Raw genomic sequence first — 16,832 nt, 5'->3', positions numbered from 1 at the left:
TGCTATTCCAACATTACTTTAAATTTCAGCTAGCTTTAATAATCAATTTTCTGTTTTAATATTATTCAGCATGCGTTCAAATAATCTTTTAAGTTGTTGCTTTTCATTCTCATCAAAATCTTTGACAAGTATACTTTCAATATCGTCGAAGATGCTGACAAAAGATTCAACCAGTTGCGTTCCTTCTTTAGTTAATTTTAAATTCTTACGTCTGGAATCCTCAGGATCTACCATCCTATAAATAAGTCCTTTATTCTCCAGACCTTTAAGTATTGAACTTACCGTTGACCCTTTTCGTTTAAATGTCTTTAATAATTCATTTTGTGTTATGCCTTGGTCTTTATGTCTGTAGATATAACCTAACGTATGACTTTGTTCTTGTGTGACATTATACTCATCTAGTTTCCGATCAGCGTAATGTTTCATCTCATGCGCCAACATTCTGACTAAATATTGATAGGTAGCCTCCATCGTCTCACTCCATTTCGTTAGATGTCTAACGAATATAATACGCCGATTCTTATCATAGTCAACCGATATATTAAAGTTTAAATTTTCAGTTTATTTTTATTTTCAAAAAAGCCTCAAATTTAGCACGTTCATGTCAAATTTGAGACAAATAACTACATTCCTATGATGGAATTTCAGTACGTTTATTACTATGTTTTCTTACGATAGCTGCAGTTAAACTAGAAACTGCACCAAAAATAATAAATCCTATCATCATCCACATCGTTGCATTCATTTCAATATGACTACCCATGTAGATAATTTCTCTAAGGGTATTTGTATAATGTGTGAATGGATCAATTTTATAAACCCAACCTTGATATGCTTTAGGTAGCATTTCTTTAGGTAATGTGACTAATTGCATACTAAAGAACATTAAAATGACAAAGATTGGAATAGATTTCATTCCTAACCAGACCATAATACCTAGAATTAATCCGATAAATCCAAGTATTGAAATAGCTAAGAAGAGTGCTACTCGATTTGTATGATTGAAATCAAATCCTAATACACCATGCATGAAGTACACATAAGCGAAACTTGCAGCAAATGCTGTGATTACAGCTAATAACATTTGCCCTAATGATGCGATAATTCTGTGTTGAATTTTAAAGTTATTACTTGTTCTGAAAGCAAAGAATAATAATACAGATGTTACAAGTGATCCCATCCATACTGGCATGAACATTAAGAACGGTGCATTACCGCCACCTTGATGGTCTTTAACTTTATTTAGCTCTTGATTATCCACTTTAACAGGGTTAGTGATACCTTTAATATCTGATGCGCTCACTTTTACATCTTGCTTTTCTAATGTGCTAAGACTTTGTGATGTAATTTGTTTATTCAAGTTATCACCCATGCCATCAAGCACTTTACCAGTAATCGTAGCTGCTTGCATGCTTGCACCTTTATTTACAATCGTTTTAAATGTTGCTTGTTTCACATCAACTTTTTGGTTACCCATTTTTTGTTGCATTTGTTGAACGGCAGCTGCAGGCATTTCACCTGATTCAACTTTTTCTTTCATTTCTGCCTTTTTACTATCCATCACTACTTTTTGTGTTTTACTCATTGCATTTTTAGAAAAGTCTTTATTAAAAATAGCTACCCCATAGTATTCTTCATCTTTAAGACCTTTTTTAATATCTGATTCTTTATCAACTTTAACCCATTTAACTGTATCAGAATCACTATCCATTAATTTATCTTCAATTTTTTTCCCGATATTTACTTTATTACCTTGAATGTCTACACCTTTATCATTGTTTACAACGGCTATTGGTAATTGTTTTGGTTTTGGATTAAACGCTGGATAAAATGCCAAAGAAAAAATAACTAATAATAATATCGCTGCAATAGGTGCAAGCCATAATAGTTTGCTTTTAAAAATATTCATGAAATCTAACCTCCTACAATTTATTGAACAATGTGTTGAATATTTAATACTTTGTAAATTATAATGAGATAGTCAAAAATAAACAATAATCAATTATTCAAATACCGTTTGTTATTGAACAGATTGTACATTTTTGTCTATTTATTATTAGGAGATCGATATTTTATGAAAGAAGATAGGAGAATACGAAAGACGAAGTCAGCAATTAAGCGTGCTTTTACTGACCTTTTAAAGCGTAAAGACCTCGACAAAATTACTGTTCAAGATATTTCAGATCAAGCAGATATTAATCGTGGTACATTTTACTTACATTATGAAGATAAATACATGTTATTAACTGATATGGAAGATGAATGTATATCCCAAATTTGGACATCGACTCAATTTAATCAACTCGATGTTAGTTCACCAGAAAATACCGCTGAAGATTTTATAAATAATGTTTTGACTAAGGTATTACAACATATCTCTGATAACATGGAGTTTTATCATACAATTCTTCAACTTGAACGTAAAAGTAGACTTGAAGAAAAAATTCATTCCTTAATGCAAGAAAATATGCAAAAATATATTAGTATTAATCATGAGATTGATGGTATTCCCGAAATGTATTTTCATAGTTATGTTTCAGGTGCTACCATTTCAATTATCAAATATTGGGTACAGGATGATCATCGACTCTCTGTAAATGAGTTAACCAAACATATTTTTAATATCATTTATAATGGGCCGCTACGTATTATGATTCAAAATCATTATGAACGTACTCAATCCAACTGAGACTAAATGAATATGAAAGGAATCATTAACCATGCTAACTGCATATAAACATTCAACAAACAATGACATCGTTGAAACGACTTTAGACCACTCTGCATCATGGATTAATGTTGTAGAACCTGATAGAGAAGAAATTGAACAATTAATAGAAACGTATAACTTACCTGAAGATTTTATCCGAGATCCATTAGATGCGGATGAAAGTGCACGTATCGAATATGATGATGACACAGGTTACTCACTTATCATTATTGACTTACCCATCGTCAGTTCAACCAATCGTCGCGTCTTATCATTCGTTACCATTCCATTAGGTATTGTTATTGGAAAAGGACTCATTTTAACAATCTGTGACGCTGAAAATGAATTTTTAGAAAATTATGTGCGACAAGATAATGTGAATTTAAATTTCCATAGTCGTTTTGCATTGGATATCTTATTAACAATTTCAAACCACTACAACAGAAATTTACGACTCTTAAATAAATCGCGAATCCGAATTGAGCGAGAGTTAAAAAATAACATTACAAATAAACAATTATATAAATTAATGGAAGTTGAAAAAAGTTTGGTTTACTTCCTTGCCGCTTTAAAAGGTAATGACACTATCATAAAAAAATTATTCAGATTACCTGCCATCAAACGCTTTGATGAAGACGAAGATTTATTGGAAGATTTAGTGATTGAGAACAACCAAGCGATTGAAACGACAGAATTATATACGGGAATTCTGGAGAGTATCACAACGTCATATTCTTCATTATTATCAAACGAAATGAATAATATTATGAAGACACTTACGCTCTTTACAGTATTACTCACTTTACCAACGCTTGTCTTTAGTTTCTTCGGGATGAATGTCCCACTTCCACTCGATGAAAAAAGCTATACATCATGGCTATTTATTGTAGGTATTTCACTTATACTTGTTACAATTGTGAGTATCTTTTTATGGCGAAAACAAAAATTATAACAACACAAAAAACCGGTCTTCTGACACATTCAGAAGACCGGTTTTATTTATTCAGCGGTAGCTCGATAAGCGTTTCGTCGGGATAAAATAAATGTTATCGCTACAGATACAATAAAGGCAATCAGCATACCAACAAAGTAATGTAACCACCCTGCATGTGCTGGATTAATTGAAATAAACCCTGGTAATCCTGCTGTACCTAAAGCGATGGCTTTAACTTTAAAGAATGAAATATAAGCCGAGCCTATAGCAGAACCAATAATTGCGCCAATAAATGGATATCTTAATTTAAGATTCACACCAAACATCGCTGGCTCTGTAATTCCTAACAATGCTGAAACACCTGCTGCTGAGGCAACACCTTTTAACTTTTTATTATTTTTAATGATGATAAATGCTGCGAGTGCCGCACCACCTTGTGCCACGTTAGACATTGTTGCGATTGGGAAGATAAATGATCCACCTGTTTTCGCTTGATCAGCAATTAACGTTGTCTCTACAGCAATAAAACTATGATGCATACCTGTTATAACAATTGGTGCATAGAATAAACCAAAGATAAATCCACCAATGGCACCACCAAAATCATATAACCATGTTAAGCCATCTGATAACCAATACCCAAGTTGTCTAGTTATTGGACCTACAAATAAGAATGTTAGAAAGGCTGTTACTAATATAGATAATAATGGTGTTAATAAATTATCTAATACTGTAGGAATCACTTTTCGTAATCCTTTTTCAATCGTAGCTAAAATGTAAGCAGCCACCAACATTGGTAATACTTGTCCTTGATAACCGACTTGATTAATATGTAGACCAAACAAGTCCCAATGTGGAATGGCTTTACCCGCTTCTACAGCTTTAGGAAAATCATAAGCACTCATTAATGATGGATGTACGAGAATCATACCTAGTGCTGCACCCAAGAAAGGGTTACCTCCAAAGCGTTTCGCTGCACTAAATCCAATTAGTATAGGTAACAGCGTAAACGGTGCATTCGCAAAAATATTAATCATATCTGCTAAGCCAGCAAATTGACTATGAACATCTATCAACGATTGATGATCATAAAAGAGATCAGGTGCAGTTAGTATATTATTAATCCCCATTAATAACCCACCAGCTACAATGGCTGGAATAATAGGAACAAAAATATCTGAGAGCATCTTCACGAATCGCTGTAATGGATTCATATTTTGCGTTGATTTATCTTTTACATCTGACGTTGTTGAAGCTTCTTTACCTGTTATATGTTCAAGTTCATTAAACACCTTATTAACCGTACCCGAGCCAATAATAATTTGGTATTGACCACCCGTTGAGAATGTTCCTTTAACAACATCCATGTTTGATAAAGCATCTTCATCTACCTTACTTTCATCGTTGAGCACAAGTCTTAATCTCGTAGCGCAGTGCGCCATTGCATCTAAATTGTCTTCACCGCCTATAGCCTCAAGAATATCTTCAGCTGACTTTTTATAGTTCATTACTTTCCCTCCTATTGAATGGAACCGGTTCTATTTATTAATTTAATTGTAACCGGTTCCAAAAAATAACGCAATACGCTTTTTTATTTTCACCATTTGTTCATATTTAAGGTTCATGATATAAACTTTCGGGAACGAAATAAATGACGATACAACATTTAGTAAGCGAGGCGATATTTGATGAAAGAACGTGGCTATATCGAAAAATTATGGCGCGAAGAAAAATATAATGTGTTATACCACAGTCAACAACATTATAATGCTATTCGCGAACTGCTTAAACAGTCCCCTACTTTGTCAGACGTTCAGCAGGCAATTGATGACGCACTTAACACAACACCAACACATGGAACGATTATAAATGCTTATGATCATATGTGGGGATATTTCAAACATAAAGCAAATGACCTTGAAAAAGAGCGCGCAGCCAAGCTTAAAGCTGATTTTAATCAAGATATCATTCAGAGCACTGATTTGTTAATATTTTTAAAACATTTAGCCGAAAAATATAATGTGTCCTATTTACAAAATAGTACGCTTCTTAATATAGAAGCATAGCGAATCATGTTGAGCTTGACTAGCGTTACATAGCATTTCAAACTTTTTACCCATACCGTTAACTACGCATGTCCATGTGTCATTCGGCTATAGTTCAAAACACGTTTGTTGTGTTCTTAATTCTATAAAAAAAGTTGAGACGACGTAAATGTTGTCCCAACTTTTTTTAAAATTAATTCTGTTTTTCTGTAAAATATTATTCTTGATGGTTTCACTTATAATTAAATCTGTATATTTAAGGAAAATAGATATAAAAACTGTTGCTTATGCATTAGTGATTTAGTAATTGGGGGGAGTTAGGCTCCTTAATAATATACACTAGCATGCTACTGCTAATACCTGTGCTAATGCCACATATACATTTCTTATTCTATGATGTATAAATCTAAGCTGTGATGTCTGACTGTTATTTCACTTATTCGTGCTCATATTCGGTCTTGTTGTTTGATCGTGCTGTTCATGAGCAAAACTTCTATATGACCTATAAAGTTATAATAAACTTCAATTGTGTAGGATGGAAATTTCATGATGTTATGTCTTAACGTCATATAGTAGTGATAAGTTTAAGTTGTTGATTGTATATGCATCATTAACATGAATGTGATGGCAGATTTTAATCTCAATCATTTAATTATAGGCTTATCTTGATGTATCAATATTTTATGTTGTGATGTCATGATGTTGATACAGAATTAATAAATATATGATTTCGTAATCATTAACTAAATCAATGAGAATAGTAGCAAAATTTTTTTATTTTTAGTTATTAATTTTTTCTTACTTTTAATTTATAATTACTTTTATTATTCACAATTCAATTGAGCCGTATTGTTTAGCACATAAATATAAAAAGCTAGGAGAACAACAAATATGAGTAATTCCCTTCGATTACATGAACATTTAACAACCGCCCCTTTACGTAATATTAATTATGTCATTTTATATTTTTCTTTAACAAATGAATTGACAATCACTATCAATGGTAGCAAGACAGACATTCATAATCATATTGCCATCGTCAACCAAGGGGATTTATTTAATATCAATCATGCTAATGATTTAATTGAGTTAAAGATACCTATCGCTTATTTCTATATAGAAGATAACGATTTCTTTAACTGTTATTTTGATCGGCATTTATTACAGTCAAATCATTTTATAAAATCTCAAATTTTGCAATGTGTTTCTAATTATTCAAACAATGAAACACAAGATAGTGAGACTATGTCTAAAATTATCCGTACATTATATAAAGAAGCTGTAGTGAGAAATGCAACATTATATGTACCAACCATGTCCATCGATAATCAATTATTATCTAACATCGTTCTATATATTAATGACAACATTACATCTCATTTATCACTAATCGATATCGCACAACATGCACTGATTTCAGAATCATATTGTTCTAATCTATTTGCACGCATGTTGAATGTCAATTTCAAAGACTATTATACGAGTTTAAAAGTTAATCAATCCGTCCGATTATTGATGACAACGAATCATTCCATTACAACCGTTTCTGAATTGTCAGGTTTTAGTAGCCACACCAATTTCACTAACCAATTTAAAAAACACCTTGATGTGAGTCCTAAGCAATTTCGTACAAAGTTAAATCAATTAGAACCATTACCTTCAATCGCAATACGTAGTTCAGTCAGTCAATCATTTTTAAATTTAATTTCACAATTTGAATTTACCGATTACTTAACGACAGAAACAACACAAATCAATATGGCCCATTACAATCCGAAAGACCAAACTCAATTTTCTACTGCTTTTATTGATTTTCAAAACATCAATGAACTCTTTCAATTTGTATTTAATGATTATTTTGATATTGATTTATCCTATTTACCTAGACCAGCCATCTTAATTAATGATGTTAGTGACATGGTAGGCCGACATACAAATTTAAATTTATTAAATCGTTGCTTTGAAAAATTATTCGAAAAAAATATTAGACTGGCAGTGACAATTAAAAACAATCAAGAATTTAAGATGATATATCAATTGATTATGATTTTCTTACAAAATAACCGAGATTATAAATGGAATAAAAAATTAGTGAAATTTATGCTTGTATTTGATACTGAAACAATGTCTGTCCATGATATTCACCTTGCACACCTTAAACTTAAAAATAAAAACCGTGCTATCAAATTTAGTTTGATGGTGGACGGTTTATTAAGACAAACAGGTTCATTACAAGAAACCTATGATATTATGCACCGTATGAATTTTGATTTTTATTTTGTAGATATTGAAAATATCGATACCAAAAATGTGTTAATTGATAAACAACGAGGCTTCACTCATTCATCTACACACTTCGAAAATTATTTACGTTTCATAGAAGGATCAAATATACCTTCCACGCAATTTATTTATAGTAATTTATCATTGAAATGTTTCAAATACACCAATAATGGTACACAGTCACTTCAATTATCAGATATCGTTTGTCATTTGTATCAATTAATGAGACATGGTGGCGGCGTGTGTTACAAATTAATAGAAACTGATCCAATGTATATTTCCTTATTTAACAATCATGGTAGTCTGCTACCCATCATGCATTTATATCGTTTTGTCGCTACATTTAGTAATGAGTCATTTCAAATCGCCAACAATTATTTAATGTGCTACAAAGATGGTGATTATCATTTGATACTTTTCAACAAAATTAATGATCGCTATTTATCAGATAGTCAACAGCATTATATTTTTGAAAATGATTTTAAAGAAAATACACTCTTCATAGTCAATACACTTAATAATGAACACGGCTCAATACAACATTTAATTCCTCAAGATAAACGCGATGTGTATATTGAAAAAGATATCATTCAACAACTAGATCAATGCAACCATCCTAAAACAGAATTATTAATTCAAGAAAAGGATTATGCAGCATTTCAAGTAACACTTAAACATGACGAAGTTAAATATATTTGTATTAAACCTTCATAGTATTCACGCTGATATGAGTTTAGACATACGTCATTTAGGATATATGTAAACTAAGGAGATGATGATTGTGGAACAACAACAAGCGATTCAAGCAATTGAAAAAGTGTTAGACACTTCTAAAGTTGGTGTATTGTCTACTGCTTACAACAATAAACCAAACAGTCGTTACATGGTCTTTTATAATAATGAATTAACTTTATATACGAAGACAAGTACTGAAAGCACTAAAGTTGAAGAGATTAAACATAATCCTAGCGCATATATTTTATTGGGTTACAATGAAACAACAAACAATAGTTTTGTTGAAATAGAAGCTAATATTGAAGTCGTGGAAGATCAAAAAGTGATTGACTGGTTATGGGAAACACAAGATAAGACTTTCTTTGATTCAAAAGAAGACCCTAAATTATGTGTACTTAAAGTAGTTCCTAAAACGATAACATTAATGAACGATGACGATGTCGATACGCCTGTAACGATTACTGTGTAATTTAAAAACGTATTATGAATTTAAGCGTGGGACGATGAATTCCAAAATGAATTCCGTTCCACTCTTTTTTGTCAATTTTATTAATTCAACATCTTTGTGTCATTGATATGATTCATTGCGTGTTCAATTTAATATCATTTATTATTTTATTGCAATTTAATACTATTTTCTGTATAAAAGAGATAGAACTTTTTAAAGGAGTCTATAACATGAAAAATAAAAAGGGTTTAGGTATTGGTATTGCACTGATTGCTATCATGCTTATTGTATGTATTGTTCTAGTGGTCATGATGATGACGGGTGGTCAAAAAGAAACCTATTATGGTTATATGAAGAATGACCATACAATTGATAAAATGGTCAATGAACAAACTGAAAAAGTTGAAAAGAATATCGAATTACCTTCTGATAACAAAGCGAATGTCAAAAAAGGTGACTTTGTATTTTTAGTTAAAGAAAAAGGATCAGATAAATTTTCAAGAGTATCTAAAGTCGATCATGATGATGTACCACATGGATTAATGATGAAAATTCATGAAATGCATGATATGAAAGGTATGTAATCGGTCATAGATGACTGTCAATGAAGCATATTGCTTCGTTGGCAGTTTTTTTATGCAATATTTGTGCTCCAATACAAATCATTGATGTTTTCAAGTAGAACAAAAAAAGTACCGAACGCATTCGCTCGGTACAAAAAATGTCAGATTTCTTTTTTTAAATTGATTGTAAATACTTTTTACCTTGTTCTTTGTCATAAACCTTTTCCCATTTAGAGATAACAATAGCTGATAATGCATTACCTATTACGTTTACACATGTACGAACCATGTCTAATAAACGGTCTACACCGATAATTAATGCAAGACCTTGTGCTGGTAAGCCCATCGCACCTAATGTCGTTAATAATACTACGATTGAAACGCCTGGTACCCCAGCCATACCTTTAGAGGCAACCATCAACGTTACCATTAAGATAATTTGCTCTGAAATCGATAAATGGATGCCATACATTTGTGCAACGAATAACGCTGCGATAGATTGGTATAGAGCTGATCCATCAAGGTTAAATGAGTAACCAATTGGAATGACGAAAGATGTGACATCTTTAGGTGCCCCGAATCTTTCCATTTTCTTCATCATAACTGGTAATACTGCTTCTGAACTAGAAGTAGAGAAGGCTAATAATAATTCATCTTTCAAAATTTTAATAATTGAGAAAATACTTATACCGCATATTCTTGCTACAATACCAAGAACGATGATAACAAAGAATACCATTGCGAACACAACTACAAGTACTAATTTTAATAACGGAATTAAAGCAGCTGCTCCAAACGTCATTACTGTTGTACAAATAAATGCAAATACACCAATTGGTGCTAATTTTAAAATTTTATTAATCATCCAGAAAACTGCTTCAAGTGTTCCATTTAAGAAACCTTTTACAGGATCTGCTTTTTCACCTATTGCAGCTAATCCTAAACCAAAGAATACTGCGAAGAAGATGATTGGTAATAATTCACCTTTAGTTAATGCTTCAAATATGTTTGTTGGTACAATGTTTACAATGGTATCAATAAAGTGATTGCCATATGTAGATTGTTCTGCAGCTGATGCAGATGATTGATATTTAGAAATATCGCCTTTAGGTAATTTCGTTGGATCTAAACCAGCACCTGGTTTGAATAAATTACCAATAACAAGTCCTAAAGCAATTGCGATTGTCGTTATAATTTCAAAGTAAAGAATTGCTTTCCATCCATAGCTACCTATCTTCTTTGAATCCCCTAAGTTAGAAATAGATAATGCTAAAGCACAGAATACAATTGGGATGATGATCATTTTAATTAAATTTAAGAAAACGTCACCGAAAGGTTTAATATAATTTGCTATGTTATCTTGTCCAAATAATAATAAACCTACAACTACACCTAGTACCAATGCGATGATAACTTGCATCGGCAAACTAATTTTTCTCTTGAACAGAGCCATGTTGGAACCCCCTTCATCTGACATCGCTTAATTATATCAGATAATTATAAATTGGGATATAAATTTTTTAATAGCTCACGCTACCACACACGCATCCAACAGCATAAAAAAACTGTACATAGACAATGTAATAACGTCTAAATACAGTTTTATAATCAAATGCTATGGTTTAAAATTTTGATCGAAATCATTATATTTCGCATCTTTAATACTTTTTTTAGTTTCAGTATCAAAGCCCTCTGCAAAGATACCTTTACGCGTACCAATTGGTTGAATGACATAAGTCATATGCGGTTCATCTTTAAATACAACTTCTTTGTAATAAACACCTTTTTTGGCACTATAAAGTGTCTCCTCTGATTTGATTTTATCAGTTAAATTCCTTTGCTCTAAATAACTATCAACCGTTTTAATGTTTCTGTGGCCTTGATATGTTTTCATTGCAAAAAAGAAAGCGATTGCTACTACTAATGAAATAGCTAAAATAATACAAATTCTAATCCATTTTTGTTTTTTACTCATTTTGAAACTCCTTTGCACACAACCTAGTCTCAACATATTTAATCACTATCTAAATTATTATGAATGATAGTTAGAAAATTTTAAAGTATTTCTATATTTCTGTAACAAAATAGCCTAACAATTTATCTCTAATTCAAAATAAATCGACACTTATCCCCTTTATGTAGATGTACTTTGAAATAACGTTTAAATGACTTGAAAAGTCCATAGAATACTATGATAACGGGCTTGACAATACTTTTAGTTCATACTATCTTTAAATAAGTTAAGGGGGGGAAATATATGTATGTAAAGGACAGTTATTTAAGTAATCAATTATGTTTTTTATTATATGTTACTTCTAAGGAAGTCATAAAAAAATATACTCACTATTTAAAAAAGCATGATTTAACATATACAAGCTTTATGGTCATCATGGCTATCGAAAATGATGAAAAAATAAATATTAAATCACTTGGACGTCGTGTCTTTTTAGATTCTGGAACACTTACACCTCTCTTAAAGAAATTAGAGAAAAAAGGCTATGTACAACGTATGCGTGAAAAAGAAGATGAACGAAATCTTCAAATTACCCTCACTGAAAATGGTATTAATATTAAACCAACGTTGGAAGCTATCTCTGACCAAGTCTTTGATGATTTTGATATTACACATGAAGAAAACGAAGAGCTCGTTAATAGCTTAAAACATGTTATTTCAAAAAACTTCGACTATACAGCTAACTAATATTTAATCATGGCAAAAGCATGAACGACTTATTTATCGCAATGACTACGCTTTATACATAATAGAACTTTTGCCATGTATTTCTTATTCCACACCACTATCTTCTTCTCCTGTTCTATAATCTCTTTCGCTTTACGTTAATCGTCTCCATTACTATAATGAACTTAAAAAGTAGTATTTTACAACTATACTATGCTTACTTAAATAAAGGAGAGACAATCGTATGAATAATAGAGATTTTTTCGATCAATCCATTTTTAAAAATAACCCAAAAGATGTATTTCGTGATTTAGGAGAACAAGTATTCAATCAATTTTCATCAAAAAGCTTCCCAACAAATATTTATAATCAATCAAGCCAATATGTATTAGAAGCTGAATTACCAGGCGTTAATAAATCAGAAATTGAACTTAAATTTGAGCATTCTGCACTAACAATTAAAGTACAAAAGCATGTATCAGAACAAACAGGTAGCGTCCAATTAAATGAACGTGCAAGTGGCGAGCTAATCAGACATTTCGAATTTAATGATATTGATAAATCACAAATTAAAGCAAGCTATGAAGATGGCATTTTAGTCGTTACTTTACCTAAAGAAGTAAGTGCACAAGATCAGTCGACTACAATTACAGTAGAATAATCAATGATATATTAAAGAGCAATACAAAGCTATCATTAGCCTTGTATTGCTCTTATGAATGTATAAACTTATTTTGCGTATTCTTTTTTATATAAGTGTCCCATTGTAATAAATGCTAAGATACCAAATATTGCTAAAAGAATAAACGCTAAATGACTTGAACCTGTTAATCCTGTTACGTAAGTAATCACTAGTGGTGGGAAGAATCCGCCTAAACCACCCATCATTGAAACAATACCATTAGCTGCACCAGATTCATTTGCAAAGTATGAAGGCACTAGTTTAAATATTAAACCATTACCTAAACCTGCACAGATACTGATTGTTAAACAACCAATCGTAAATAACGCAATATGACTTGAAATGCCTAAAATAACGGCACCTATAACCATAACAATAAAGTCAATCATTAGTACTTTAACCGCGTTAAACTTATCTCCAAGAATCCCTCCGACTGGTCTCAAGAATGTAGCTAAAGCTATAAATACACCTGATCGAATCCCTGCATCTACTTTATCAATACCAAAATTATTTACTAAGTAGTTAGGTAAGAATAATCCAAATGCTACAAAAGCACCAAATGTAATAAAATACCATAGACTTAAATAATATAATTTGTAATTTGATGATAATTTTTTAAATTGAGATGCTAAAGGTACTTTCACTTTTGGTTCATTTTTATCACCCAAAATGAACATTAAAATGGCAAAAATAGCAATGATAATCAAATAGCTTCTTACTGTTGTTTGCCAACCAATAATACCTGCAATCGGTGGTGCTAAGAATGATGATACTGCTGTACCAATGTTACCCATACCATAAATACCATTCGCAAGTCCTACTTTATCTTTTGAGAAATATTTTGGTACAGACGTTACACCAACTGAGAAAATCGCGCCACCAACACCTAAAAAGAATCCTGATAGCATTAACATGCCTGGTGTTTGTGCTTGTCCTAAAAAGAATATTGGGAATAATAGAACGACAAAACTACAGAAGAATACCCATTTTGCGCCGATAACATTCGTTAAATAGCCAAATGGTACTCGTAGTATTGAACCTAATATAACCGGAATTGCCAGTATAATTGATAACTGACCAGGATTAACTTTAATATCTTGTGAGATATACGGCATTAATGGAGAAATGATACTCCACGCCATGAATCCTACTACAAGACTTAACGTTTGTAATGTAAGTTGAAAGCCACCTTTTGTCTTATACATTTTTTCACCTTCATCATTTCATTTTCTTTATCAGTAATTGTTATATAAAAGAGGTCAAAAATTTATATTTCAATCACATTACTGATTACATTTAAATTTTAGTAGATTTGTGAAAAAATGAACATAAGGACATTCCCTTATACTGCCGGGGAATCCCCCTATATTTTCTATCCCAAAATAAACATAAATAAAGAGGCCAGGATAGAATTCTTCTCGAATTCGTCTTCCTAGCCTCTCAAGGATGATTAGATTTGAGAACGACTTAATTTAAGAACCTTCTCAATTCAGTCAGCTACTGCATATTTACCATGTAGCTTAAATGATGTTTTTACCTATAACACATTCGTTTTTAGAGATGTAAATGTAATTAAAAATCCAACAATTTCTTTTTCAATGCATATTCAACTAACTCGGGCTTAGATTTTAAATCCAGTTTCGTCATAATATGTGTCTTATGTGCTTCGACCGTTTTAACCGACACAAACAACTTTTCGGCAATATCTTTATTGCCATACCCCTTAGCAATGAGCGGTAAGATTTCTAGTTCTCTTTTAGACAAAATTTTAAAAGGATCATTCGTAGATACGTCATCTGAATGCTTATGATTCACAAATTCATTAACTAACGATGTCGTCAACTTCATATCTACATATGTTTCACCTTTATAAACTGTGCGAACTGCTAACAATAACTGTTCGTCAGGTGCATTTTTTAAAATATAGCCTTTAGCGCCATTACGAAGAACGTGGAACAGATATTCTTCATCATCATACATCGTTAATATTAAGATTTTAGTTTCTGGAAAGCTTTCTGATATCTTACTTGTCGCTATTAAACCGGATTCACCAGGTGGCATACTTAAATCCATAATTAAGACATCTGGTTTATGTTCCATCACTTTCTGATAAGCCTCTCCCCCATCAGCAGCGGTTGCAACAACTTCCATATCTTCTTGAAAGTTTAATATCATTGAAAATCCTGTTCTAACGACTGCGTGATCGTCTGCGATTACAATCTTCACTTTATATTCCCCTAACCTACTTTAAACTGGTACTTCTAACGTTATAATTGTCCCCTTGCCAATGTGCGTTTCAATGTTCACTGACCCTTTGACAAGTTCTGCTCTTTCGTTCATACCATATAATCCTAACCCAGTGCCTTGTGGTTTCAAATTAGGATCAAAACCATTACCTCTATCAATCACTTCTGCGATAAGACCCTCTGGCGTTTGTTGGACAGACACATCTACTTCATAAACGCCAGCATACTTCAATGCATTAAATATTGCCTCTTGAACCACTCGATAAACGACTGTTTCAATTTCACTATCGAAACGTTGATTTTGAATATTTGATTGATACACAACGTTAAATCCATAATTTTGTTCTAATTGCTTGAAATACGATTTAAAAGCCGCTTCCAATCCTAAATCATCGAGTGATGAAGGTCTTAGTTCAACTGACATGTTTCGAATGTCATTAATTAAATTAGACATTAAAACTTCAATGTGCTCAGATTTCTCGATCAGTTGTGACATATCTTGTTGATATTTTAACAATCTCAACTCAACATCTACATTTAACATTTCTTGAACAACACTGTCATGTAGTTCTCTAGAAATACGTTTTCTTTCGTTCTCCTGTGCGGCAATCGTTTTACGTAACATTTGACGTTGATACATTTTTTCTTGACGCTGAATTTGTGGTGATATGTCTTGTAATGTAAAGGCATAGATTTGAGCCTCTTCATCAATACATTGATAAGACGCTGTAAAAGGTTGAATCTTATTGTCCACAGTCTTCATGAACACTTGGAAGTTCATATCATTCGGCTTTGTTGTATCTAAATAACAATTAATACAACTTTGTAATGCAAATTCATTAGAGTAACCTTCACAACGATTACATATTGCATTCGTCATAGCACTGTAGTTATTGTCCTTTGAAATGATTTCTTCAGCAGCATCATTCATGGCAATAACTTTACCATCTTTATTCACAAAGACGATTTTTTCGTTCGTTTTTTCATAATATTTTTTTAGTAAGTTCTCTAAATCGAGATTATAAACATCCAACATTAGGATCACCTACATTTCTTCTGAAAATGTCCATAGCTTACCATGAATATCTAACGTTTCATAATCAGGTAACGCCTTACCATCTCTTTGACCTAAGAGTAAGACGCCATATACTTGATTGTTGTAACATAATGGAATCGCAACCATTGCTGTCAAGTCTTCAGCAATTAAAATAGGATATTTAATCTTATCTTCAGGTGATAAGCTTGAAGCAACGTCGTCAATAATCATTCGTTTTCCAGTCTTCATAACCATACCCGCTAAGCCACGGCCTTTACGCAAGATAATCATTTTATAACGTTGATTTGTATTGCCTGAGACATAATGCCATTTAATAGGCGCTGAACTATTATGGTGTTCATATAATGCTACACCTGCAAAATCGTAGCCTTCGTTAACCCTTAGATCATTCAATTGTTGTTGGAAATCCTGTTTCTTAAAAACTGGACTGGTCGTAATCACATTTGAAT

The 16,832-nt window shown here is 32.0% G+C and carries 17 protein-coding genes; 8 read left to right on the top strand and 9 right to left on the bottom strand.

The genetic code is table 11. The features are described 5' to 3' along the window. Positions 1 to 42 precede the first annotated feature (42 nt). Both KA858_RS07965 and KA858_RS07960 read right to left on the bottom strand, forming a co-directional pair. Complete coding sequence (locus KA858_RS07965) at positions 43 to 471, bottom strand: MarR family winged helix-turn-helix transcriptional regulator (RefSeq protein ID WP_210135394.1); 429 nt, start codon at positions 469 to 471, stop codon at positions 43 to 45. Between the two features lie 160 nt (positions 472 to 631). Beyond that, a complete protein-coding gene (locus tag KA858_RS07960; RefSeq protein WP_210135393.1) occupies positions 632 to 1,909 on the bottom strand; it encodes a YhgE/Pip domain-containing protein in 1,278 nt (425 codons plus the stop codon). A gap of 165 nt (positions 1,910 to 2,074) precedes the next feature. Here KA858_RS07960 and KA858_RS07955 point away from each other — a divergent pair, with 165 nt between their 5' ends. After that, the gene (locus KA858_RS07955) at positions 2,075 to 2,689 is read left to right on the top strand and encodes a TetR/AcrR family transcriptional regulator (RefSeq protein WP_210135392.1); all 615 of its coding nucleotides are present in this window, start codon (positions 2,075 to 2,077) and stop codon (positions 2,687 to 2,689) included. A 31-nt stretch (positions 2,690 to 2,720) separates the two neighbouring features. Beyond that, positions 2,721 to 3,662, top strand: a complete 942-nt coding sequence (locus KA858_RS07950; RefSeq protein ID WP_210135391.1) for a magnesium transporter CorA family protein — start codon at positions 2,721 to 2,723, stop codon at positions 3,660 to 3,662. A gap of 47 nt (positions 3,663 to 3,709) precedes the next feature. Here the strand turns inward: KA858_RS07950 and KA858_RS07945 are convergent, their stop codons facing one another. After that, positions 3,710 to 5,152, bottom strand: coding sequence for a sucrose-specific PTS transporter subunit IIBC (locus KA858_RS07945; protein ID WP_107629026.1), 1,443 nt, complete (start codon positions 5,150 to 5,152; stop codon positions 3,710 to 3,712). Between the two features lie 180 nt (positions 5,153 to 5,332). Here KA858_RS07945 and KA858_RS07940 point away from each other — a divergent pair, with 180 nt between their 5' ends. From KA858_RS07940 to KA858_RS07925, 4 genes are all read left to right on the top strand, one after another. Further along, positions 5,333 to 5,710, top strand: coding sequence for a YbgA family protein (locus KA858_RS07940; protein ID WP_107629027.1), 378 nt, complete (start codon positions 5,333 to 5,335; stop codon positions 5,708 to 5,710). An 870-nt stretch (positions 5,711 to 6,580) separates the two neighbouring features. Continuing rightward, complete coding sequence (gene rsp, locus KA858_RS07935) at positions 6,581 to 8,686, top strand: AraC family transcriptional regulator Rsp (protein ID WP_210135390.1); 2,106 nt, start codon at positions 6,581 to 6,583, stop codon at positions 8,684 to 8,686. A 67-nt stretch (positions 8,687 to 8,753) separates the two neighbouring features. Then, positions 8,754 to 9,176 carry a pyridoxamine 5'-phosphate oxidase family protein gene (locus KA858_RS07930; RefSeq protein ID WP_107629028.1) on the top strand — a complete coding sequence of 141 codons (423 nt, stop codon included), beginning with the start codon at positions 8,754 to 8,756 and terminating at the stop codon, positions 9,174 to 9,176. Between the two features lie 209 nt (positions 9,177 to 9,385). Next, a complete protein-coding gene (locus tag KA858_RS07925) occupies positions 9,386 to 9,739 on the top strand; it encodes a DUF4889 domain-containing protein (protein ID WP_210135389.1) in 354 nt (117 codons plus the stop codon). A 154-nt stretch (positions 9,740 to 9,893) separates the two neighbouring features. On the opposite strand, the gene KA858_RS07920 is transcribed toward KA858_RS07925, so the two are convergent. Further along, on the bottom strand, positions 9,894 to 11,171 hold the full coding sequence (locus KA858_RS07920) for a cation:dicarboxylate symporter family transporter (RefSeq protein ID WP_107629029.1): 1,278 nt from the start codon (positions 11,169 to 11,171) through the stop codon (positions 9,894 to 9,896). Positions 11,172 to 11,333: 162 nt separating this feature from the next. Next, entirely contained in the window at positions 11,334 to 11,693 is a 360-nt protein-coding gene (locus tag KA858_RS07915; protein WP_053028693.1) for a DUF3139 domain-containing protein, read from the bottom strand. Positions 11,694 to 11,975: 282 nt separating this feature from the next. Between KA858_RS07915 and KA858_RS07910 the strand changes: the two genes are divergently transcribed. Beyond that, on the top strand, positions 11,976 to 12,419 hold the full coding sequence (locus tag KA858_RS07910; protein ID WP_070854657.1) for a MarR family winged helix-turn-helix transcriptional regulator: 444 nt from the start codon (positions 11,976 to 11,978) through the stop codon (positions 12,417 to 12,419). A 223-nt stretch (positions 12,420 to 12,642) separates the two neighbouring features. After that, on the top strand, positions 12,643 to 13,059 hold the full coding sequence (locus KA858_RS07905) for an Hsp20/alpha crystallin family protein (protein ID WP_210135388.1): 417 nt from the start codon (positions 12,643 to 12,645) through the stop codon (positions 13,057 to 13,059). A gap of 68 nt (positions 13,060 to 13,127) precedes the next feature. On the opposite strand, the gene KA858_RS07900 is transcribed toward KA858_RS07905, so the two are convergent. From KA858_RS07900 to nreA, 4 genes are all read right to left on the bottom strand, one after another. Continuing rightward, entirely contained in the window at positions 13,128 to 14,285 is a 1,158-nt protein-coding gene (locus tag KA858_RS07900; RefSeq protein ID WP_210135387.1) for a nitrate/nitrite transporter, read from the bottom strand. Positions 14,286 to 14,652: 367 nt separating this feature from the next. After that, positions 14,653 to 15,306: a nitrate respiration regulation response regulator NreC gene (nreC, locus tag KA858_RS07895; RefSeq protein WP_011274985.1), complete on the bottom strand. Its 654-nt coding sequence runs from the start codon at positions 15,304 to 15,306 to the stop codon at positions 14,653 to 14,655. Between the two features lie 21 nt (positions 15,307 to 15,327). Beyond that, entirely contained in the window at positions 15,328 to 16,362 is a 1,035-nt protein-coding gene (gene nreB, locus KA858_RS07890) for a nitrate respiration regulation sensor histidine kinase NreB (protein ID WP_053028697.1), read from the bottom strand. A 9-nt stretch (positions 16,363 to 16,371) separates the two neighbouring features. Beyond that, positions 16,372 to 16,821 carry a nitrate respiration regulation accessory nitrate sensor NreA gene (nreA, locus tag KA858_RS07885; protein WP_107629236.1) on the bottom strand — a complete coding sequence of 150 codons (450 nt, stop codon included), beginning with the start codon at positions 16,819 to 16,821 and terminating at the stop codon, positions 16,372 to 16,374. Between the last annotated feature and the right edge of the window lie 11 nt (positions 16,822 to 16,832).

The sequence above is a fragment of the Staphylococcus sp. GDX8P80P genome (assembly GCF_017893095.1).
GTDB lineage: Bacteria > Bacillota > Bacilli > Staphylococcales > Staphylococcaceae > Staphylococcus > Staphylococcus borealis.
The sequence above is the reverse complement of the archived record's forward strand: the minus strand, read 5'-3'. Positions and strand labels throughout refer to the sequence as shown.